This window comes from Streptomyces kanamyceticus, assembly GCF_008704495.1.
Classification (GTDB): Bacteria; Actinomycetota; Actinomycetes; order Streptomycetales; family Streptomycetaceae; genus Streptomyces; species Streptomyces kanamyceticus.
Genome location: NZ_CP023699.1, coordinates 7,002,444 through 7,023,267, shown reverse-complemented (window position 1 = coordinate 7,023,267; position 20,824 = coordinate 7,002,444). Strand labels below are relative to the sequence as shown.

The window sequence follows — 20,824 nt, the reverse complement described above, 5'->3', positions numbered from 1 at the left end:
ACGACATTCAATGGTGCGAGAACGTCGTAGCTGAGGCCGCTCCTTCGTGGATTCTCCAACCTCCTGGCACGGCCTGGTCCCGCGTCAAGCAAGGAGGGCCAAGGCTGCCCATGCCCAGCAGAGCCGTCCTCGGGAACCGAGTCGACCCGCCCCATCAAGATCAACTCGTAAGCGCAGGTTGTCAGCAGACCTACGCGTTCGTTCGCCAAGCCGTAATATGAGCCTGTGCGAAAAGGTTCCCAGACCCGCAGCGCGTCAACAGCGGCCAGCCCTTACTCTACGGGCGGTGGCGGAACTGTGCTGGAGCATCGCTATGGAGCGATTCTCCTGGGCCATCTCCTGACGGGCGACCCCCTAACCGAACTGGGTGACGATGTCACCCCACGCCGGATAACATTCCAGGCAAGTTCATTTAGCCCGGTGGACGATGTCGTCGTTATTGGAAATTCGGCCAATGAAATAGAACACAGAGTATCAATTGGCGTCCGAAGAGACCCATCATTCGTAGCCAGCAATAAATCAACAGTAGACCTTATTGGATCATACCTTCGCACTCTACATCAACACTTGACCGAGATCACGGCGGGCACATGGAAACTCGCCTTGGTCGTCGCAAGCCCAAATAGCCATATACGACAAATGCAAGAACTGGCTGCAATCGCACGAGACGTAGGCGATGATCTGGAATTTCGCAAGGAGGTGGACCGACCTGGTCGCACCACCCGGGCCGTTCGAGAAAGGCTTAGGCAGTTCGATCAGGTTGTCGCCATCGCCTCAAATAATATTGATATCACCTTTGACGCCACACCCGTAAGCGAAGTCACTTGGCGTCTATTAGGAGCCCTGCGACTCAGAGAGATTCGCCTAGAGGGAACCGATGAAACCGATCGAACGCAAGCAGTAGGACGGCTGCGGCAGATAACCGGAGATGGAACCCCCGCTACCGCAGACCGTCTATTCAGTCGACTTTGTGAACTGGCCGGCCGCTATGCCCCCGCGGCTGCGACAAAAGATGAGCTCTCACTCCTTCGCGATCTAAAGGGTTTCTCTCTTTCGATATCAAATAGCAGTTCCGCTCGCCACACTAAAAGCCAGGTAGACGAGGAACGCGATCACGCAGCAGCGCACTCCGACCCCCCGGTGCGTTCCAATTATCTATCGCAGGTAAGACGAATAGCTCCAGTTAGGCTACTAGGCAGGAAGGAGGAACTAGAGTTTCTATCAGAGTTCTGCAAAGCCCCTAACCTGAACAACTACCTATGGTGGCGAGCAAAGGCGTGGGCAGGAAAGTCAGCGTTGCTGTCATGGTTTACCTTGAATCCGCCAGATGGAGTTCACATAGTTTCGTTCTTCATCACTGCCCGCCTGGCAGGTCAAGCCGATCGAGTAGCGTTCTCCGATGTCGTACTTGAACAGCTTCTAGAGATACTGGGCGAGCCAATGCCTCCCCTGCTAACCGACTCTACCCGCGATGCACATCTACTCGGTTCACTGGATCGCGCAGCCAGAATATGTAGGCAGAAGGGCAAGCGTCTTGTATTGATTGTCGATGGGCTTGATGAAGATCAAGGAGTTACTGCCGGTCCTGACGCCCATAGCATCGCCGCGACACTTCCTTCGGACCCTCCAGCCAACATGCGCGTGATCGTAGCCAGCAGGCCGAGTCCACCTATCCCGGCAGATGTTCCTGGCAATCATCCATTGCGTCAGCGAGTGACAGTTCGCTCGCTACGTGATTCTCCCCACGCTGAAGTGGTACGCCAGGACGCAGAACGCGAACTTAAAAGACTATTTCACGGGACCACCACGGAGTTGGATCTACTAGGCCTATTGACCGCTGCGGGAGGCGGGCTATCTGAGGCCGACCTGGCTGAGCTGACCGGGCTATCTCCCTGGGAGATTAATAGCTACCTCAGCGCTGTCTCCGGTCGAACATTCACATCACAGTCTGGACGCTTGCAACGCAACACCGTGTACATGTTGGGCCACGAGGAACTCCAACAACAAGCGGCAAATTTCCTCGGAAAACTCCGCCTAGATTCCTACCGGCAAAGACTATATAACTGGTCGGACGAATATTCCAGAAGGCGTTGGCCATCGAACACACCAGAGTATTTGCTACGGGGATACTTCAAGCTGCTGCAGGCTACTGGCGATCAAGTGCGCATGCTTACTTGCGCTACGGACCCTGATCGTCATGACCGAATGCTCGACATTATTGGTGGAGACACGAGTGCCCTCGCCGAGATCGTAACCACTCAAGAGATAATTGCTAATCAAGCTGACCCCGATCTGTCAGCAGTAAGTAGACTAGCCATTCATAGAGCAAGACTTTCGACACGGAACGACAACATCCCTGCAAACCTGCCGAGTGTCTGGGTCCAACTTGGACGCTTCAACCGTGCAGAGGCGTTGGCTCGCTCAATTACCGCGCCCTTTCGTAGAGTCCAGGCACTGACTGCGGTGGCTAGAGATATGGCTGCGGCTGGAGACCTCTCCCTGGCTAGGCTGGTTATCAGCCAGGCCGAACAGGCCCTGGAGGAGATAACCGACGAGTACGAGTACGCGCATGCCACCGCAGTAGTTGCACGTGCCGCTGCAGGAGCTGGGGATCCGCAGAGAGCTGGCGACCTAATCAGCCGTGCCGAGATGGCGTCCAGTTCACTAACCGACCCCCATCGCCGTGCCCATGTGACCGTCGCAATTGCCCGAGCCGCAGCTTCTATGGGACATGTGCAGAGCGCCAATAGAACGGCTCAGGGAATTCCTACCTGGTCCGAACGCGCCCAGGCTCTACTGGCAGTTGCCACAGAACTAGCAAATATAGGAGATGTGAAATCGAGTCGCAGGATTGCCCATTCTATAAGGAGCCGATCCGAACGGTCCCAAGCCCTGTCCGCTGTAGCTCGGGCGGAAAGCTCCCGCGGCAATAAGCGCGCCGCCATTAAGACGAACGAGCTCGCTGAAGCGACAGCTCGCGCAATTCGTAATCCGAGCCGACAGTCCTGGACGCTAGTATCGGTTGCCCACGCGGCAATGGACATCGGACAGGACAAGATGGCTGCAGCCCTACTAGAATCTGCTTTGAGGCTTGCCGAGACAATTGGTAGGTCCTCTGACCGTGAGGATGTCCTGACTTCCATCGCTCGCGTGACAGCCATAGCAAAAAATCCAGACCATGCAGCGAGAATCGCCCGGAAAGTGGCAAGCCCAGCACGACGGGTCAAATCTCTGGCCGCTCTCGCATCGGGGCTGGCGTCAGCTGGCTACGAAAATCAAGCCGAGAAAATAGCGATCGAGGCAGAGATTGCCGGTCGATCAATTACGAGTCCGTCTCAAGCTATCAAGGGACTTGCTGAACTCTCTCAAGCAACAGCAGCAGCGGGTGACGTCGATCAAGCCGAACAGATCGCTCAGGAAATTCCTAACCGACCCCAACGGGAAAGAACACTCACAGTTGTTGCGGAGGCGATGGCCCGAACTGGTAATCTAAATCGAGCGATAGACATCGCCGCCTCATTCACGGATGAGCTTCAGCAGGACAAAACGCTTTCACTCATCGCAGCAGCAGCAGCTACCACTGGAAAATTTGAACAAGCTAAGACAATAGCCCAATTGATTAATGATCCAACGATAAGGGCAAGAACCCTGGCAACTCTGTTGCGCATCGAATCAGGAACAGATAAGCGGAGCTCCGATCAGACAGTCAGAGTCGACGCGTCTGCGCACCATAGATTTCCTCAGGAAGTGCGGTTAGAGCTAAATTCTGGCGATTTTGCAGCTGCGGAGGCAGTGGCCGTTGCGATCGATCACCCATACCATCAATATAATGCATTACTCGCAATAGCATGCGAACTAGCAGCGATTAGGGGTTTCGAGCGGGCCAAAACCTGTGTCGGGTTTATTAGCAACGTGCCACTACGAGCTAAAGCACTTGCGCATGTGGGGGAAGTTCTGACCGAGAAAGGAGAGACAAGCACAGCGAAGCAATTCTTCAACCAAGCCATCACAGTTGCCAATACGATCACCACAGCTTACAGAGATCAGTTGCTGGTAGATGTATCCCAGCGAATTGCCTCCGCAGGATACACAGAGTGGGCTGAAAGTATCGTACGGTCCATTAAGAGATCCGCCATTCAGCAAAAAGCATTGTCATCTATTGCGGTTTCGGTAGCTACGTCGGGCGAGATCGATCAGGCTCAAAATATCGCTATTTCAATTCCCGAATCAAGAGTAAAGGCGAGAGCGCTTACGGCAATCGTGCGGTCGGGAATCAGTGCGGGCGAGCTAGATAAGGCCGAAATGATCGCCCGCTTGATCACCAATCCCATTTCGCAAGGACAGGCTCTAAGCGCGGTTACCGAGGCCTTCGCCAGTTCCGGCAGGCCAGAACATGCCGAAGAGGTTGCGCATTCGATTAATCATCTTCCCGAGCAAGCTCGAGCGCTAGCATCTCTTGCATCTCGGCTAGCTGCTACGGAATCTCGTCGAATCCTCGCCCAAGCGCTTACGGTTGGGCATTGGCAAATATGCCTACCGGTGTTGGCTCGCCTTGAGCCAAGCGTGGTGTCCGTCATGGCGGAAGAGTTCCTTCGCACAACTCGGCAGCCTCCGGACGAACGCGGCTTCAATAACTAGCCTTGATGGGGCATCTTGGCGCTTCCCCAATCCCTTCACCAGCATGACTAAATGGCTCAACTCCCAACTCCTGTTGCTTACTGCTCGTCATCCGCACGAAACAGCGGCGTGAGCCTCGTGTAGACGGGCTTGCGGCGCCCGACCGCTGGCGCGACGAGCACTGCCGTCAGCGTCTGCTCTATGTAGGCCCGCTTCTCCGGCAGCGTCAGGTCGTCCCACTCCGCCCGCAGGTCGACGGGCTTGCCCATCGCGGCCACCTGGTGCTTGACCCACCGGTTGCGATCACGCACCAACTGCCTCTCCTGCACCGTGAGTTCCTGAAGCATCGCGAAGTACCGCTCCTTGCTCAGGATCCGCATCCGGCGGGCCTCCTTCGCCTCCTCGATGTCCTCTCGGACGCGGGCCAACTCCTCCTCGCGGCCCCACTCCTTCGGTGCCACCTGCGCCTCCCTGGCTGCGGCCTCCTCCTCGTACTTGGCTATCACCAGCTCCGTGACTGCCTTGTCGGCGTCCGGGCCCGGGATCTTCGTGCCTCCGCCGCAGCCTCCCTGTCCCTTGTCCGGACAGGCGTAATAGAAGAACCCCTCGGGCTTGTTGGCGCCCCTCGGTGCCTTGATGGCGCGGTGTGGTGTGCCGCAGTCGTCCTTGTCGCAGCGGAGCGTTCCCGTCAGGAGGTACTTGCGGGAGTTGTGGCCTGTGCCCGGTGACATGTTGTCGCCGATCACTTCCAGGAGTGCCTTCCACTGCTCTTCGGTGATGACGCGGTCCCATTGCCCTCGGACCGGCTCGCCCTCGTCGCCGTAGACGATCTCCCAACGCTCAGTCTCGCTGCCCGTGTCCGAGTTGAGCTCCCGAGACTTCCGCGAACGGATGCCGCACATACGCGGGTTACGCAGGACCGTCTTGAGCTTGGTGGTACTCCACCTGCTTCCCCGCGGCGTCATCACGCCCTGCTCGTTCCAGCGGGTCGTGAACGCCCGGATGGGGGCGCCGCCGAGAACCCCTAGCGCGGCCTCCCTCAGCAGCTTCGCCTCGGACGCGTGCAGCATCCGCTTGTCCTCGTTCCAGCCGAACGGCCTCGCTCCCCCGGTCGGGATGCCCTCCCGCTCCAGGGCGCGGTGCTTCCGGCGCACTCGGCGGGCCGTATCCGCCGACTGCTTGTTACTCATCGCCACGACCACTCGCGCCGTCGCTCGGCCGTTCTCCGTGAGCAAGTCCAAACTGCCGTTGATGTCGATGATCGGTCGCCGGTGGCGTTCCACCACATCGATCGCGTCCTCAAGGTGCCTGTTGTCGCGCGTCAGGCGGTCGATGTCGTAGACGATCAGGCCGTCCAGGCGCTCGCCCTTCGGGGCCTGCCCCGCCTTCAGGTCCTCCAACGCGCCCTCGAATACCGGGCGTACGACTCGATAGACCACCCGGCCGTCCGGCAGACGTACACGCTTCTTCCGCCACGCCGACGTGTCCGGCTCGTAGTAGACGTGCACGCACACGCCGCCGTGCCGGTCGATGAACTCCCGGCCGTCGCGCTCTTGTTCACTCGTGCTCTTGATGTCGCGGCCCGTCATCGGGCCTCGTCGCCGGGCGCCCTCTCCCGGCTCACCGGGCTCCGCGACCGGCTCCTCGTCGTCCTCGGCCTCATCCGTGGACAGGCGCACAAGCACCGCCCAGTTCTGCCCCTGCAGGTCTCCCCACTGTGCGCGAGAGACTAAGTCGTCATCGCTCATGCAGCGAAAGGTACATCCGCGCACCCTCTGCCCCATCGAAGGCACGGACCAGTACCTCGTCTACACCCGCTGGCGCGACGAGGCCGCCTTCCAGGCGTGGATGGAAGGGCCCATGAAGGCCGCGCACCAGCAGGGTCGTCCGGCGGGTGACGGTGGCGGCGAGGGCGGTGAGCGGCCCAAGCCCGCCGCCTCCGGTTCCACCCTCTGGTCCTTCGAGGTCGTCCAGCAGGCCGCGCCCAAGAGCTGACCCGCACGCCACGGCACGCGGCACCAGCCCAAGGGCACCCGCAAGATCGCGCCCCGCGAGCCAATTCGCTTGCGGGGCGCCGCCCGTCGCGCCTCAGAATGGCACCATGACCACCGCTTCCTGGACCATCGCCCCCGAGCCGTACGACTCCCCCGCGGCCGCCGCGCTCTGGCGCGCGTACTACACAGAGGTCAGCGACCGCTGGTACCTGCTGCACGAGGGCCGTCCCACGGACCCCGAGGAGCTGGAGCGCGAGGTCGCCGCGGAGACGGGGGCCGATCTCGCGCCGCCGGACGGGGTGCTGCTCCTCGGGCGGTACGGCGGCGAGCCCGGGGCCACCGCGGGCGTGCGGCTGCTCGACCCGGCGACCGCTGAGCTCACGCGCGTCTTCGTACGGGAGGACCTGCGCGGCAAGGGCGGCGCCCCCGTCATCCTGGCCGCGGCCGAGGACGCGGCCCGCGCGCTCGGCGCCGGGCGCGTCGTCCTGGACACCCGCACCGACCTGGTGGAGGCCCGCGCGCTGTACGCGCGCCACGGATACGAGGAGATCGAGCCGATCATGGAGCGTCAGTACGCCGACCACTGGTACGGCAAGAAGCTCGCCTCAGGTGACGCGCGCTGACGCCGACCCGTCCTGCGGCCGCTCCGACTCCGACCCGCACAGTTCGGCGCTGAGTTCCTCGACGAGCCGGGTCAGGTCGGTGGGCCGGTCCGGACCCCACCAGTCGCCGAGCAGTTCGGAGAGGGATGCCTCGCGGGCCTTGGCGAGCCTGCCCGCGACCTCCCTGCCCCGCTCGGTCAGGAGCATCTCCAGGCCCTGCCGTTCGGCGAGGCGGCGCTCCTCGACCTGGCGGGCGGCCGCCGTGATGACGGTCAGCGGCACCGTGGTGCGCTCGGCGAGCACGGCGGGTTCGACGGTGCCGTGCCTGGCCATGCGCAGGAGCAGCCAACTGGCCGCGGGCAGCAGGTCGTAGCCCGCGCGCTCGGTGATCCGCTCGTAGATCTCGCGGCGCCCCTCGCGCGTCCCGAGCACGGACAGGGCCCGCGCGCACTCGTCGTACGACGAACGTTCCACGGGGTTGCTGGCGAGGGTCTGCGTGGGGTCGGGCGCCGTCACCGAGCCGCGCAGCCTGTCCTCCTTCAGGAACCAGGCGAGGACGAAGGCGACCAGGGCGACCGGTGCCGCGTACAGGAAGACGTCCGTGATCGACGAGGCGTACGCGTGCAGGGCGCTGGGGCGTAGCTCTGCGGGGAGCCGCGCGATGCCGCGCGGGTCCGCCTCCAGCGCGCCCACGCTCACTCCCGGCGGCAGCTGCTGCCCGGCGAGGGCGTCGGTGAGCTTGTCGCCGAGCCGGTTGGTGAAGATCGTGCCGAAGATCGCCACGCCGAAGGAGGCGCCGATGGAGCGGAAGAAGGTCGCACCCGACGTGGCGACGCCCAGGTCCTCGTAGCTGACGGCATTCTGCACGATGAGCACGAGCACCTGCATGACCAGGCCGAGGCCCAGGCCGAAGACGAAGAAGTAGGCGCTCATCTCCAGGGTGGGACTGTTCTCGTTCAGCTGGTGGAGCAGGAGCAGGCCGAGCGTCGTCACCGCCGTGCCCGCCACGGGGAAGACCTTCCAGCGGCCCGTACGACTGACGATCTGGCCGGAGGCGGTCGTCGACAGCAGCATGCCCGCCACCATCGGCAGCATGTGCACGCCCGACATGGTGGGCGTGACGCCCTGCACGACCTGGAGGAACGTCGGCAGGTAGGTCATCGCCCCGAACATCGCGAAGCCCACGATGAAGCTGATGACGGCGGACAGCGTGAAGGTGCGGATCCGGAACAGCTTCAGCGGAAGCACCGGCTCCACGGCCTTCTTCTCCACGGAGACGAAGGCGAACGCGAGCAGCACGCCGAGGACCGCGAGCCCGATGATCTGCGGCGAGCCCCAGCCCCAGGTGGTGCCGCCGAGCGAGGCGACGAGCACCAGACAGGTGGCGACCGACGCGATCAGGAAGGTGCCGAGGTAGTCGATGGTGTGCTTGGTGTCGCGCACCGGGATGTGCAGGGTGGTGGCGATGACGAGGAGGGCGACCACGCCGATCGGCAGGTTGACGTAGAAGACCCAGCGCCAGCTGAGGTGTTCGGTGAAGAGCCCGCCGAGCAGCGGCCCGAGGACGCTGGTCGCGCCGAAGACCGCGCCGAACAGGCCCTGGTACTTGCCGCGTTCGCGCGGCGAGACCAGGTCGCCGACGATCGCCATGGACAGCACCATGAGCCCGCCGCCGCCGAGGCCCTGGAGGGCGCGGAAGCCGATGAGCTGCGGCATGTTCTGCGCCATGCCGCAGAGCGCCGAGCCCACCAGGAAGATCACGATCGCGGTCAGGAACAGCTTCTTGCGGCCGTACTGGTCGCCGAGCTTGCCCCACAGCGGCGTGGCGGCCGTCGCGGCGAGCATGTACGCCGTGACGACCCAGGACAGGTGGTCCATGCCGCCGAGGTCGCTGACGATGGTCGGCAGCGCGGTCGAGACGATGGTCTGGTCGAGGGCCGCGAGCAGCATGCCGAGGAGCAGCGCGCCGATGGAGACAAGGACCCCGCCGTGCGCGTGGCCGTCCGCCGGCGGTCCTGGTACGGGCTCCGGCTCCGCGGGCCGTGCGCTCACGTCCTGCGTCATGCACAACCTCCTGAGGGCGCCGCCCCGGGCCCTTGCTGCGGGTCCTTGCCGCGGGGCCTCACTCTCCATCCTGGTCCGAGTCGCGCGTTATGGCCTGTTGAGCCAGGGCTCTGCATAATCGCTGGAGTTCTCGGGGCGGGCGCGACACGAGAGGGGAGGGGTGGACCATGGGCGGAGAGAGCGAGCAGCGGTGTCCCGAGTGCGGGGCGACGCGTGCGGCGGGGAGCGCCCCGGAGTGCGGCTGCACCCGGCGGGCCGCCGAGCAGGCGCGCAGGACGCGGTCCACGGAGGCGGCGGCAGCGGAGGACTTCGATCCGCTGCGGATCCGGCCCTACGTCTCGCTGCCGGAGCCCGAAGGGCCGCCGGAACCGGCCGACGTACGTCTCTTCGCGGCGGCCGGTGGCCGTGAGGGGACCGCCGAGACCGCGCCGTCCCCTGCGTACGAGGAAGGGGCCGGTGCTCCCGCCGAAGACAGGGACGGGCGCGCGGGCGCGGGCGGGAACGAGGACGGCAGCGCGGCCCGCAAACGCCGCTACGTCCTGCTCGCCGGGGCCCTCGCGGTGGCCGCGGTGACCGCTGCCGCCATCTTCACGACCGGGCTCTTCTCCTCGGCGGCGGACCGGCCGACCAGGGACCTCGCGCTGCCCGACGCGCCGACGGCGGCGGCTCCGCGTACGCCCGCGAGCCCGGCGCCCTCCTCGGCGGAGCGGCCGTCCCTGGCGCCCTCACACGCCCCCTCCGTCACACCCACACCCACACCGAGCGCGACACGGCCGCCGCCGTCACCGAGCCGCTCGGAGCGCCGTACGGCCGCGCCGCCGAGCCTGCCGACGGCCCGCGCGACGGGCTCGGTGGGCACCTCGAAGCCCAGCAGGGGCGCGGGCGCCGCGCTGCGCGAGGGCGACGAGGGCCCGCGCGTGAAGGAGCTGCAGGGCAGGCTCGCACAGCTGTACTTGTACGTGGGCGAGCCGGACGGGACGTACGGCCCCGAGGTCACCGACGCCGTGACGCGCTACCAGTGGGCCCGCGGCCTCACCCGCGACCGGCTCGGCGAGTACGGGGACGAGACGCGCCGCAGCCTGGAGTCGGAGACGAGCGAGCCCTAGAAGGAGCCCCGGCAGGGCCCCGGCAGGCCCCCGGCAGGGAGGAGTCTCAGCCGAAGACCAGCCGAAGCCCCTCGTCCCCCGCGCCCTCGACCCGCACCCCCGTCAGGTCGTCCACGTGCACGGTCGGCCCGAACCGCGCGGCCCTGGGACCCACGCCCACGACCCGCATGCCCGCGGCGCGACCGGCGAGTATGCCCGCCTCGGAGTCCTCGAAGACCACGCAGTCGGCCGGGTCGAAGCCGAGCTCGGCCGCGCCCTTGAGGAATCCCTCGGGGTCCGGCTTGCTCGCGGCGACGCTCTCCGCGGTCACCCGCACGTCCGGCAGCGCGAGGCCCGCCGCGGCCATCCGCCCGGTGGACAGCGGCACGTCGGCCGAGGTCACGAGCGCGTGCGGCAGCCCCACGAGGGACGCCATGAAGGCGGGCGCGCCGGGGACCGGTACGACGCCCTCCATGTCGGCGGTCTCCGCGGCGAGCATCTCGCGGTTCTCGGCGAGGTTCTCCGCCATGGGCCGCTCGGGCAGCAGTACCGCCATGGAGGCGTAGCCCTGCCGTCCGTGGACGACCTCGATGACCTCGTCGAAGTCGAGTCCGTGCTTCTCGGACCAGCGCCGCCAGCAGCGCTCGACGACGGCGTCCGAGTTGACGAGGGTGCCGTCCATGTCGAGGAGGACGGCCCGGGCGGTCAGGGCGGGGGCGGCGGTGGTGGCCGTCATCGGCGTGCTCCAGGGCGCAGAGGGCTTGTGCTGGTCCGCGCGATCCGCAGCCGGAGGCTCCGAAGGCGCGGAGCAGAGATGCAGGGAGATCAAGGCAGCCCCGCCCGCCGGTCAGGGAATACGGGCGGAGCCACTTTGTTCCTGCACGGTACAAAACGAGCGCCGCAAAAGCCAACGCCGCAGGTCACGACGGTCAAGCGGCACGAAACAGGCCTACTCGGACAAGCGTGACCGAGCGGCACCGAGCGCCGCCGAGCACCGCCGAGCACCGCCGAGCGGCGCGGAATCAGCCCGCGATCGCCTCGTACAGGCTCCACACGCCGAGCCCCAGCATCAGCACCGCCGCGATCTTCGTGATCAGCGCCAGCGGCACCCGCTTCATCAGCGCCTTTCCGCCGACGATGCCGAGCCCGGCGACCGCCCACAGCGCGAGCACCGCGCCCAGGCCGACGGAGATGGGGTCGTCGTAGCGGGCGGCCAGGTTCGCGGTCATGATCTGCGTCAGATCGCCGAACTCGGCGACCAGGATGAGCATGAAGCCCGCCCCGGAGACCTTCCAGAAGCTCTGGTCCTTGGGCTCCTTGACCTCCTCGTCGTCGCCCGCGCCCTTCAGCAGGAGCATCGCGGCGCCGCCGAGGAAGAGGACGCCCGTCAGCGCGTGGAGCAGCTGTTGCGGCAGCAGGGTGAGGACGCTGCCCGCCGCGACGGCGAGCACCACGTGGACGGTGAAGGCGGCGGCGACGCCGACGAACACGTACGAGGCGCGGTAGCGCGTGCCGAGGACGAGACCTGCCAGCGCCGTCTTGTCCGGCAGCTCGGCAAGGAAGACGACGCCGAAGACGAGCGCCATCACGCTGATGCTGATCAAGGGTTCCTCAATCGGTCGGGCCGCCCCGCCGAGAGTGTTTCACCGTTTCGCGTACGACACCTCGGCACGGCAGCGCACACGGACGCACACGGGTGTGCGCGTCGTGACGTACACGGGTGCGTACGTCAGGCACTGCTTTGCCGAAGGTCTCGCTGGCCTGCCCCATGGGGCCTGCCTCCGGGCGCCGGCTCAGACGAGCTGAGCAGTATGTCGACGGTCCGGCGAAGAGCTACTCCCCTTCTGCGCCATCCATAGTACGGGACCCCGGACCATCCCCGACCAGGGCCTTTCGCCCCGCCCGGGAGTGACGTGGGTCACCTTGGGACAACTGCGGTCGCGCGCGGCACATATGACACGGCGCCAGAACCCTTGAAGTCCGCACCTGATTGACGCGACCCTGTCATCGGATGCACATCCACAGGTAACCCCGCAACGCGACCATGGCCGCCCCACCGGCCAACTTCCCCCCACACCTAGGGAGTTCGCATGTCCGCTGTCTACGCGCGTCGATATGCCCGTTACGCCTCCGCAGCCGTCGTCCTCGCCTCGGCGGCCACCCTCCTCACCGGCTCGCCCGCCCAGGCCGCTCCCCCGGCCCCGGTCAGCGCCGCCACCGCCCGCACCTACCTCGGCGGGCTCACGGTCAAGGCCGAGGGCTCGTCCGACGGCTACAGCCGCGACAAGTTCCCGCACTGGAGCACCCAGTCCGGCGCCTGCAACACCCGCGAGGTCGTCCTCAAGCGCGACGGCACGAACGTCGAGCAGGACTCCAGCTGCGCCGCCACGAAGGGCACCTGGAAGTCCGCCTACGACGGCGCCACCTGGACCGCCGCGTCCGACCTGGACATCGACCACGTCGTGCCGCTCTCCGAGGCCTGGAAGTCCGGCGCGAACGCCTGGACCACCGCGCAGCGCGAGGGCTTCGCCAACGACCTGACCCGGCCCCAGCTGATCGCCGTCACCGACAACGTCAACCAGGCCAAGGGCGACAAGGACCCCGCCAAGTGGCTGCCGCCCACCGCCTCGTACCACTGCTACTACGCCCGGATGTGGGTGGACGTGAAGCACTACTACAAGCTCTCGGTGAACTCCGAGGAGAAGACGGCCCTCTCCTCCATCCTCAACGGCTGCTGATCCTCGACGGCTGCTGATCCTCAAGGGCTGCTGATCTTCCCGGCACCCGGCGGGAAATCCCGGAACCGCCCCACCCTCCTCCGTCGTTCCGTACCGTACGGGACGACGGAGGAGAGTGATCATCTGTGGCACGGCTGCGCCTTGGTCCACTGCTGAGGTACGTGGACGGATCCACGGCGACCGTCTGGGTCGAGGCCGACCGGCCCTGCGCCGCCGAGGTGCGGTGCGCCGACGGGGCGCGCGGCACCGCGCGCACCTTCCAGATCGCGGGCCACCACTACGCGCTGATTCCGGTCACGGGCCTCACCCCCGGCACCGAGACCGCGTACGAGGTGCGCCTGGGCGAGCAGGACGGGACGGTCGTCTGGCCGCTGCCCGACTCCGCCTTCCCCGCGAGCACGATCCGCACGCCCTCGGCCACCGGCGACGAGGAACTGCGCGTCACCTTCGGCTCCTGCCGCTGGGCCGCCCCGCCCTCCGACGAACACGATCCGGTCGGCCCCGACGCCCTGGACACCCTCGCCGCCCGCATCTCCGCCGCCCCCGGCACGGAGCGCCCCGACGTCCTGCTCCTCCTGGGCGACCAGGTGTACGCGGACCAGACCTCCAAGGCCACCCAGCGCTGGCTCGCGGCCCGCAGGAACCTCGCGGACCCGCCGGGCCCACAGGTCGCGGACTACGAGGAGTACACCCACCTCTACTACGAGTCCTGGCTCGACCCCGAGGTCCGCTGGCTGCTCTCCACCGTGCCCAGCTGCATGATCTTCGACGACCACGACGTGATCGACGATTGGAACACCAGTGCGGCCTGGCTCGCCGAGATGCGGGCCACGCCCTGGTGGCGCGAGCGCGTCCTGAGCGGCCTGATGTCGTACTGGGTCCACCAGCACCTCGGCAATCTCCGGCCGGACGAACTGGAGAGCGACGACGTCTACGCCGCCGTGCGCGCCGCACCCGACGGCACGGACACCCTCCGCGCCTTCGCCGCCGCGGCCGACGCGGACGCCACCGCGACCCGCTGGAGCTACCGGCGGGACTTCGGGCGGGTGCGCCTGCTCATGGTCGACACCCGCGCCGCCCGCGTACTGGAAGAGGGCAAGCGCGCCATGCTCGACGCCGACGAGGCGCGCTGGCTGCGCGAACAGGCCCTCGAAGGCGACTGCGACCACCTCCTCATCGGCACCTCGCTGCCCTGGCTGCTCCCCCACCTCATCCACGACGCCGAGGGGTGGAACGCCGCGCTGTGCCGCGGCGAGCGCGGCGCCCGCTGGGCCCGCTTCGGCGAAGACCTGCGCAGGCGCTCGGACTTGGAGCACTGGGCGGCCTTTCCCGCCTCCTTCGAGGCGCTCACCGCCCTGATCGCGGAGGCGGGTTCGGGCGCGACCGCCCCCGCGACGGTGTGCGTGCTCTCCGGCGACGTCCACCACGCCTACGTCGCCGAGCCGAGCTGGCCCACGGACGACGCGCCCACCTCCCGCGTGCTCCAGCTGACCTGCTCCCCCGTCCACAACTCCATTCCCGCGTCGATAAGGCTCGGCTTCCGCTTCGGCTGGAGCCGCGCGGGCCGCGCCCTGGGCCGCCGCTTCGCCCGACACGCCGAGGTGACGCAGGCGGGCATCGACTGGCGCAGGACCGGAGGCCCCTGGTTCGGCAACCAACTCATGACGCTGACGCTGCGCGGCCGTACGGCACACCTGCGGCTGGACCAGGCACGCGCCCGCCGAGGCGGTGACGTACGCCTGGAGACCGCGGACAGCAGGAAGCTTTCGTAGAGAACACCTCCACCACGCGGGGCGAACCACCCCAAGCCAGTCACGAGACACACGCCCCGCCCGTGACACACCCCACACCCGGATATGGATCCTTGGCCAGGGGTTCGGCATCAGGGCTTCCGGCGGCATGATGATGCGGACCATCCGCTTCCAGCGTTCCCTATGCCCCGGGAGTCACGCTTTTGTCCGCACCTGCACCCGCTCCGCTCCCACCCGCACCGCGCTCTCCCGCGCCGGAAGCGACCACCATCGCCCTGGTCGGTGCGGGCCCGCGCGGCACCAGCGTGCTGGAACGGATCTGCGCGTCGGCCCCCGAACTCCTGGCAGGGACACGGCTGACGGTCCACGTCGTCGACCCCGCGCCACCGGGCCCCGGCCGGGTCTGGCGCACGGCACAGCCGACCGAGCTCCTGATGAACACCGTCGCCTCACAGGTCACGCTCTTCACCGACGAGAGCGTCGACTGCTCGGGGCCGATACGTCCGGGCCCGAGCCTGTACGAATGGGCGGCCGCGGGGCACCTGCCGGGGCTCGGCCCCGACGACTACCCGACCCGCGCCTGCTACGGCCGCTATCTGGAGTGGGTCTTCGCGGAGACGGTGCGCCGCGCGCCCGGCACCGTGCGCGTCAGGGTCCACGCGGCACGCGCCCTGCGCCTGGACGAGAGCGCCGAGGGAGGGCCGCAGACCCTCGTACTGGACAACGGCCTCGAACTGTCCGGGCTTTCGGCCGTCGTCCTCGCGCAGGGACATCTCCCCACCCGCGCCGACCGGACCCAGGAGCACCTCGCGGAGCACGCGGCGCGGCACGGCCTGCACCACTTCCCGCCCGCCAACCCCGCCGACCTCGACCTGTCCGCGATCGCCCCCGGCGCACCCGTCCTGCTGCGCGGCCTCGGCCTCAACTTCTTCGACCACATGGCCCTGTTGACCGAGGGCCGCGGCGGCCGCTACCTCCGCGACGCGACGACGGGGGGCCTGCGCTACGAGCCGTCGGGCCACGAGCCGCGCCTGTACGCGGGTTCGCGGCGCGGCGTCCCCTACCAGGCGCGCGGCGACAACGCGAAGGGCCCTTACGGACGGCACAGGCCCGCGGTCCTCACGCTGGAGGCGATAGCCCGCTTCCGCAAGCGCGCGGACAGCGGAGACGCTCCCGACTTCCTCGCCGAGATATGGCCGTTGGTGGCCAAAGAGGTGGAAGCGGTCTATTACGCGACACTGCTGGCGGAATACGACACGGGACACACGGAGCTCGGTGGGTCCAGTGGGCCCGCCGAACGATTCCGTGAGCGGTTTCTCGCCACGGAGCACCTGAGCCCTCAAGAGACCCTGGTTCTTGCGGAGTTCGGGATCGGGGACGCCGACCGCTGGTCCTGGGACCGGCTCTCGCACCCCCACCCCGACCAGGGCTTCACCTCCCCCGAAGCGCATCGCGCATGGCTGCTCGCCCTGCTGCGCGAGGACGCCGCGCAGGCCGCGCTCGGCAACGTGGAAGGCCCGCTGAAGGCCGCGCTCGACGTACTCCGCGACCTGCGCAACGAACTGCGCCTCATCGTCGACCACGGCGGCCTCTCCGGCGTCTCGCGCCGCGACCACCTCGACCGCTGGTACACCCCGCTGAACGCCTTCCTGTCCATCGGCCCGCCGCGCCGCCGCATAGAGGAGATGACGGCACTGATCGAGGCGGGCGTCCTCGACGTGCTCGGCCCGCGCCTTGCCGTGCGCCCGGACGGCGACGCGTTCCTCGCGCACTCCCCCGACGTACCGGGTTCCGATGTGCGCGTCACCACACTGATCGAGGCCCGGCTGCCCGAGCCCGACCTGCGCCGCACCGCCGACGAACTGCTCGGACGACTCCTCGACGACGGCCGGTGCCGCCCCCATGTGGTCGACGGGCACGAAACCGGAGGGCTCGACGTGACGCCTCGCCCGTACCACCTGATTGACCGTCAAGGGCGCCCGCACGCACGCCGGTTCGCGTTCGGGGTACCCACGGAAGGGGTGCACTGGGTGACCGCGGCGGGCGCCAGGCCCGGCGTCGATTCGGTGACGCTGACGGACGCGGACGCGGTGGCGCGGGCCGCCCTGCGCGCCGCGACGGGGCGCGTCGCGGCGCCGCCCGAGGCCCGCGGCGGCGGGCAAGCGGAAGACCCGAATGACCAGATGTTGAACTTGCAAGCACTAATTAGGTTCCCCTAATCTAGGCCCTCCGCTCGGTTCCGTCCCCAAACCGAAGGAGTCCCCCACCATGACTGGACGTCTCAACAGCGCCCAGCCCTACGCCCTCGGGCTGTTCCGCATAGTCATCGGCCTGCTCTTCGCCTGCCACGGCGCCTCCACGCTCTTCGGCGTGCTCGGCGGCGCGGACGGCAACGGCGGCACGGTCGACGCGGGCACCTGGCCCGGCTGGTACGCGGCAGTGATCCAGCTCGTCGGCGGCACCCTGGTCGCCCTCGGCCTCGGCACCCGCGCCGCGGCGCTCATCTCGTCCGGCTCGATGGCCTACGCCTACTTCAAGGTCCACCAGCCGGAGGCCCTGTGGCCCCTGCAGAACGGCGGCGAACCCTCGGCGATCTTCTGCTGGGCGATGCTCCTGTTCGTCTTCACCGGGTCCGGCGCGTTCGGCATCGACCGGCTCTTCGCGGCCCGCGGCGAGCGCGACGAGGACAAGGCGTCCGACCGGACGCCGGTCGCGGCCTGACCTTCGACGCGTGACGGAGCCCCCTTCCTCGTACGTACCCGGTACGAGGAAGGGGGCTCCGTCATGTCGCGTCACGCTGTCGGCTGCTCCATGGGCATTCCGGGCGCCGAACCGAACGGCACGGTGAAGCACGCCACCCGGTCGCCCGCGCCGCCCGGCTCCCGGTGCAGGACGACGGAGCCCGCGCCGCCCGGCCTGAAGCCCCAGAGGTGGTGCGCGCTCGCCGCCCCGGAGCCGTCCGCCCCGGCCGTGAAGTCGAGCCACACCTCGTTGTCCGGGTTGGCGTAGGCCGGGTCCTTCGACGGCTGCACCGGGTCCTGGAGGTGCTGGTAGTGCCCACCGGCCGCCTCCGGACTCGCGCCGCACGGGTTCTGGTGGACGTGCACGCCGTACGCGTGGCCCGGCTTCAGGCCCCGCACGCGCGCGGTGACGGTGGTGCCGCGCCCGTCGACGCGCTGTTCGACGCTGATCCAGGACGCGGCGGGGACGAGTTCCTGCTCGTACGTCACCGCGGGCGAGGGGATGAAGGCCGTGGGCGGCGCGAACCTGGCCTCCGCCCGCATCCAGTACTGATCCGCCACGGCGGCGACGGCCACGCTGCTGGATAGGTCGCCGTCCCCCAAGGCGTCCGCCCAGCCATCCGCTCCGCCGCCGCCCGTGGCCAGCACCGCCGCCGCGACCGCACCCGCCACCATCCCTGCCACCATCGCCCACTCCTGTCCGCTGTCCTGCAACGTTCGTACGGGACATGTGGGCCGTACGCCGCATCGGGGGTGGCAGCCGGGTGAACGTGACGTGGGGAACATCTGAGCCCCCAGCGGATCTACGACCGGGCGCGCGGCGTACGCTGTACAGCTGTCATCAGGCCGCCCACGCCGCTCCCCGCGACACAGCGGCAACGCGCTGCCGAACGGGGAGTCACGGGGAGTTGTGGTGCTTGAGAGTGTGGGGGCGCTGACCGGCAGCCCATGGATCTACGCCGTCGTGGCGGTTTCTGTCATCTTCGACGTTTTCGTACCGGTCCTGCCGAGCGGCATGCTCGTCATCATGGCGGCCACCGCGGCGACCGCCGCCGGAACCGCGGGTGTCCCGCACGGCGTACCCGACATCCTGCTCCTGACGCTCTGCGCGGCCACCGCGTCGGTCCTCGGCGACCTGGCGGCCTTCCGCGTCGCGTGGCGCGGCGGCGCACGCCTCGACCGTGCCATCGCCCGCTCCCGCCGCCTGACCAGCGCGCAGGAGCGGCTCGGCACGGCGCTCGCGCGGGGCGGCGGCGTCCTCGTGGTGATCGCGCGCTTCGCCCCCGCGGGCCGCTCGATCGTCTCCCTCGGCGCGGGCGCGGCCCACCGCAAGGTGCGCGAGTTCCTGCCGTGGTCGGTGCTCGCGGGCATCGCCTGGGCCGGGTACAGCGTCGCCCTCGGCTACTTCGGCGGCCAGTGGCTCGGCGCGACCTGGCTGGCCACGGGCGTCTCCCTGCTCGCACTCTTCGCGGCGGGCGCGGCCGCGGCATTCCTGGTCCGCCGCCCCCGCCCGTCAACGAGCTGACCTCCTAAGACGCGCGGGCGGCCGCCCCACGCACCTCGATCCCACCGAGCAACTCGGCGGTCGCCTCCGCAACGGCGTCGACCGCACGATCGAAAACCTCGCGATTGTGCGCGGCGGGAGCACGGAACCCGGACACCTTGCGCACGTACTGAAGCGCGGCGGCCCGAATCTCCTCCTCGGTGGCGTCCTCAGGGATGGCGGGCGGACGGAGCGTCTTGATGCTTCGGCACATGCTTCCAGCTTGCCACCGCGGAGGGGCGGTGGGGTGGCGGGGGTTCACGGGAGGGCGGGGCGGCGGCGCCCCGGCGACGCCCGGTGCCCCGGAGCGAGGACCGGCGGGAAGGCCGGTTCGTCCGCCGAGTCGGGAGCGGGAGCGTCCGGCGGGGCGTGAGCCTCCGGCGGGGCGTGAGCCTCCGGCGGGGCGGGGAAGTCGGCGAGGGTCAGTGGCACCTCGGCATCGCAGTCCGCGTCGCCGCACTCGCAGGTGAAGAGCCGGACCGTGCCCGCGAGGTCGCCGACCGTCCAGGGGCGGGCGAAGTACGCCGCGTACTGGCGGACGATCCCGCGGTTGGCGTACCGGGCCAGCCGCGCCCGCTCCGCCGCGCTCCCGGCCGAAGGACCCACCGCCAGCGCGTCGGCGAAGAGCTTTTCGACCTCCGCGAAGGTGTCCGCCACGCTCCGCGTCCCGTCGACCGCGAGCGTACGGGCACCGGCCTGTGCCACCTGGGCCTCGATCTCCTCGAGCAGCAGGCGGTACAGCGCCGTCACCCCCGCCCCGATGCCGCGCTCCGCGAGCCTGGCCCGCTGCACCTCCGGCGTCGGCATCAGCCACACCGAGCGGTCGCCCGCCCCGGCGACCCCGGGCGTGACGGGCGTGCCCTCGGCGACGGTCAGCGGCGCGCGGGGCAGGGCGCGGAGGTCCTCGGCGATCATCGGGCCGCGCTCGTGGTGCAGGGACATCGCGAGCAGTTCGTCCGGCGGCCGCGACCAGCGCTCGGCGGGCGGGAGCCGCTCCCACCGCGCGGCCGCCGCGTGCCCCGCGGCGAGCGCCCGGTCGCGGTGCTCCCAGGTGTGGACGTCGGCGCTGTACCTGCGCAGCCCGTACCGCCGGGCGAGCAGCCGGGCCATCGTCGTCTTGCCCGCCCCCGGCGGGCCACCGATCCACAGCACGGACCCCACCACCGGCGCTCCGCCCTTCCGCATACGTCCCGATCCACCCTGTTACGTCGTACGACCGGTCAGTGAAGCATTCCGGACACCCCAGGACTCGCCACCCGCATCACTCGCACATGAAATTCGAACAGGAGTAGCATTACCGCGTGCCTCCAACCCCTTCCCATGACTTTCCGAGCGACCTCCTCGCCGGCCAGGAGGAACTCCACCAGATCCGTTCCGAGCTCCTGGCCCTGCTCAAGCGGCTGCCCTGGTCCGTCGAGCCGCTCGACGGCTTCAGCGACACCGGCGGCTGGCGCAAGGTGGAGCGCCCCGCGTCCCCCGGCTGGACCCCGGACGAACAGGCCGAGGTCGAGAAACTGCGCGCGCGGGAGCGGGAGTTGGCGGTCTTCGTGAGCTGCCACCGCTTCTGGGAACAGGTCTCAGGACCCGAAGCGGTGCACGCGAGGGCTCGCCTCAAGCACGCCCACGAGACGCCGGACGGCTCGCTGCCCGCAAGCCATTGACAGGGGCGGGAGGCGGGCGTTGACTCCT

The 20,824-nt window shown here is 68.1% G+C and carries 16 protein-coding genes and 1 pseudogene; 10 read left to right on the top strand and 7 right to left on the bottom strand.

Annotation, left to right across the window (positions count from 1 at the left end; all coding sequences use genetic code 11):
• Positions 1–297: 297 nt before the first annotated feature.
• Positions 298–4,638, top strand: coding sequence for a tetratricopeptide repeat protein (locus tag CP970_RS30340; RefSeq protein WP_150494190.1), 4,341 nt, complete (start codon positions 298–300; stop codon positions 4,636–4,638).
• 77 nt (positions 4,639–4,715) lie between these two features.
• Here CP970_RS30340 and CP970_RS30335 read toward each other — a convergent pair whose 3' ends face one another.
• Positions 4,716–6,365 (bottom strand): recombinase family protein, encoded by a 1,650-nt coding sequence (locus CP970_RS30335; RefSeq protein WP_055546156.1) that lies wholly within the window; start codon positions 6,363–6,365, stop codon positions 4,716–4,718.
• 25 nt (positions 6,366–6,390) lie between these two features.
• On the opposite strand from CP970_RS30335, the pseudogene CP970_RS30330 reads away from it, so the two are divergent.
• A pseudogene (locus CP970_RS30330) lies at positions 6,391–6,612 on the top strand (antibiotic biosynthesis monooxygenase family protein); the annotation flags it as partial.
• A 106-nt stretch (positions 6,613–6,718) separates the two neighbouring features.
• Positions 6,719–7,234 (top strand): GNAT family N-acetyltransferase, encoded by a 516-nt coding sequence (locus CP970_RS30325; protein ID WP_055546158.1) that lies wholly within the window; start codon positions 6,719–6,721, stop codon positions 7,232–7,234.
• Here the strand turns inward: CP970_RS30325 and CP970_RS30320 are convergent.
• On the bottom strand, positions 7,217–9,277 hold the full coding sequence (locus CP970_RS30320) for an MDR family MFS transporter (protein ID WP_055546160.1): 2,061 nt from the start codon (positions 9,275–9,277) through the stop codon (positions 7,217–7,219). The two genes, CP970_RS30325 and CP970_RS30320, sit on opposite strands and share 18 nt — an antisense overlap.
• Before the next feature lie 167 nt (positions 9,278–9,444).
• On the opposite strand from CP970_RS30320, the gene CP970_RS30315 reads away from it, so the two are divergent.
• The gene (locus tag CP970_RS30315; RefSeq protein WP_055546162.1) at positions 9,445–10,383 is read left to right on the top strand and encodes a peptidoglycan-binding domain-containing protein; all 939 of its coding nucleotides are present in this window, start codon (positions 9,445–9,447) and stop codon (positions 10,381–10,383) included.
• A gap of 46 nt (positions 10,384–10,429) precedes the next feature.
• On the opposite strand, the gene CP970_RS30310 is transcribed toward CP970_RS30315, so the two are convergent.
• Entirely contained in the window at positions 10,430–11,098 is a 669-nt protein-coding gene (locus CP970_RS30310) for an HAD-IA family hydrolase (protein ID WP_055546164.1), read from the bottom strand.
• A gap of 286 nt (positions 11,099–11,384) precedes the next feature.
• Positions 11,385–11,966 carry a TMEM165/GDT1 family protein gene (locus CP970_RS30305; RefSeq protein WP_055546166.1) on the bottom strand — a complete coding sequence of 194 codons (582 nt, stop codon included), beginning with the start codon at positions 11,964–11,966 and terminating at the stop codon, positions 11,385–11,387.
• A 486-nt stretch (positions 11,967–12,452) separates the two neighbouring features.
• Here CP970_RS30305 and CP970_RS30300 point away from each other — a divergent pair, with 486 nt between their 5' ends.
• The 4 genes from CP970_RS30300 to CP970_RS30285 all read left to right on the top strand — a co-directional run bounded on the left by CP970_RS30300 (position 12,453) and on the right by CP970_RS30285 (position 17,572).
• Positions 12,453–13,100: an HNH endonuclease family protein gene (locus CP970_RS30300; protein ID WP_055546168.1), complete on the top strand. Its 648-nt coding sequence runs from the start codon at positions 12,453–12,455 to the stop codon at positions 13,098–13,100.
• Between the two features lie 125 nt (positions 13,101–13,225).
• On the top strand, positions 13,226–14,872 hold the full coding sequence (locus CP970_RS30295; protein ID WP_055546170.1) for an alkaline phosphatase D family protein: 1,647 nt from the start codon (positions 13,226–13,228) through the stop codon (positions 14,870–14,872).
• 182 nt (positions 14,873–15,054) lie between these two features.
• Positions 15,055–17,070, top strand: coding sequence for an FAD/NAD(P)-binding protein (locus CP970_RS30290; RefSeq protein WP_079043398.1), 2,016 nt, complete (start codon positions 15,055–15,057; stop codon positions 17,068–17,070).
• Positions 17,071–17,119: 49 nt separating this feature from the next.
• Entirely contained in the window at positions 17,120–17,572 is a 453-nt protein-coding gene (locus tag CP970_RS30285) for a DoxX family protein (protein WP_055546172.1), read from the top strand.
• Positions 17,573–17,643: 71 nt separating this feature from the next.
• Here the strand turns inward: CP970_RS30285 and CP970_RS30280 are convergent, their stop codons facing one another.
• Positions 17,644–18,279, bottom strand: a complete 636-nt coding sequence (locus CP970_RS30280) for a superoxide dismutase family protein (protein ID WP_150494188.1) — start codon at positions 18,277–18,279, stop codon at positions 17,644–17,646.
• 226 nt (positions 18,280–18,505) lie between these two features.
• Between CP970_RS30280 and CP970_RS30275 the strand changes: the two genes are divergently transcribed.
• Positions 18,506–19,117 (top strand): DedA family protein, encoded by a 612-nt coding sequence (locus CP970_RS30275; protein WP_150494186.1) that lies wholly within the window; start codon positions 18,506–18,508, stop codon positions 19,115–19,117.
• A 4-nt stretch (positions 19,118–19,121) separates the two neighbouring features.
• Here CP970_RS30275 and CP970_RS30270 read toward each other — a convergent pair whose 3' ends face one another.
• Positions 19,122–19,349: a DUF2277 domain-containing protein gene (locus CP970_RS30270; RefSeq protein WP_150494184.1), complete on the bottom strand. Its 228-nt coding sequence runs from the start codon at positions 19,347–19,349 to the stop codon at positions 19,122–19,124.
• Between the two features lie 44 nt (positions 19,350–19,393).
• On the bottom strand, positions 19,394–20,320 hold the full coding sequence (locus tag CP970_RS30265) for a DEAD/DEAH box helicase family protein (RefSeq protein ID WP_063806083.1): 927 nt from the start codon (positions 20,318–20,320) through the stop codon (positions 19,394–19,396).
• Positions 20,321–20,436: 116 nt separating this feature from the next.
• Here CP970_RS30265 and CP970_RS30260 point away from each other — a divergent pair, with 116 nt between their 5' ends.
• Positions 20,437–20,796, top strand: coding sequence for a hypothetical protein (locus tag CP970_RS30260; RefSeq protein WP_055547414.1), 360 nt, complete (start codon positions 20,437–20,439; stop codon positions 20,794–20,796).
• The last annotated feature ends 28 nt before the right edge of the window (positions 20,797–20,824 follow it).

Excerpts from the sequence above, each read along its gene's own strand:
- CP970_RS30335 (WP_055546156.1), bottom strand. The coding sequence starts at position 6,365 with ATGAGCGATGACGACTTAGTCTCTCGCGCACAGTGGGGAGACCTGCAG.
- CP970_RS30325 (WP_055546158.1), top strand. The coding sequence starts at position 6,719 with ATGACCACCGCTTCCTGGACCATCGCCCCCGAGCCGTACGACTCCCCC.
- CP970_RS30320 (WP_055546160.1), bottom strand. The coding sequence starts at position 9,277 with ATGACGCAGGACGTGAGCGCACGGCCCGCGGAGCCGGAGCCCGTACCA.
- CP970_RS30315 (WP_055546162.1), top strand. The coding sequence starts at position 9,445 with ATGGGCGGAGAGAGCGAGCAGCGGTGTCCCGAGTGCGGGGCGACGCGT.
- CP970_RS30310 (WP_055546164.1), bottom strand. The coding sequence starts at position 11,098 with ATGACGGCCACCACCGCCGCCCCCGCCCTGACCGCCCGGGCCGTCCTC.
- CP970_RS30300 (WP_055546168.1), top strand. The coding sequence starts at position 12,453 with ATGTCCGCTGTCTACGCGCGTCGATATGCCCGTTACGCCTCCGCAGCC.
- CP970_RS30285 (WP_055546172.1), top strand. The coding sequence starts at position 17,120 with ATGACTGGACGTCTCAACAGCGCCCAGCCCTACGCCCTCGGGCTGTTC.
- CP970_RS30280 (WP_150494188.1), bottom strand. The coding sequence starts at position 18,279 with ATGGTGGCAGGGATGGTGGCGGGTGCGGTCGCGGCGGCGGTGCTGGCC.
- CP970_RS30270 (WP_150494184.1), bottom strand. The coding sequence starts at position 19,349 with ATGTGCCGAAGCATCAAGACGCTCCGTCCGCCCGCCATCCCTGAGGAC.
- CP970_RS30265 (WP_063806083.1), bottom strand. The coding sequence starts at position 20,320 with ATGCGGAAGGGCGGAGCGCCGGTGGTGGGGTCCGTGCTGTGGATCGGT.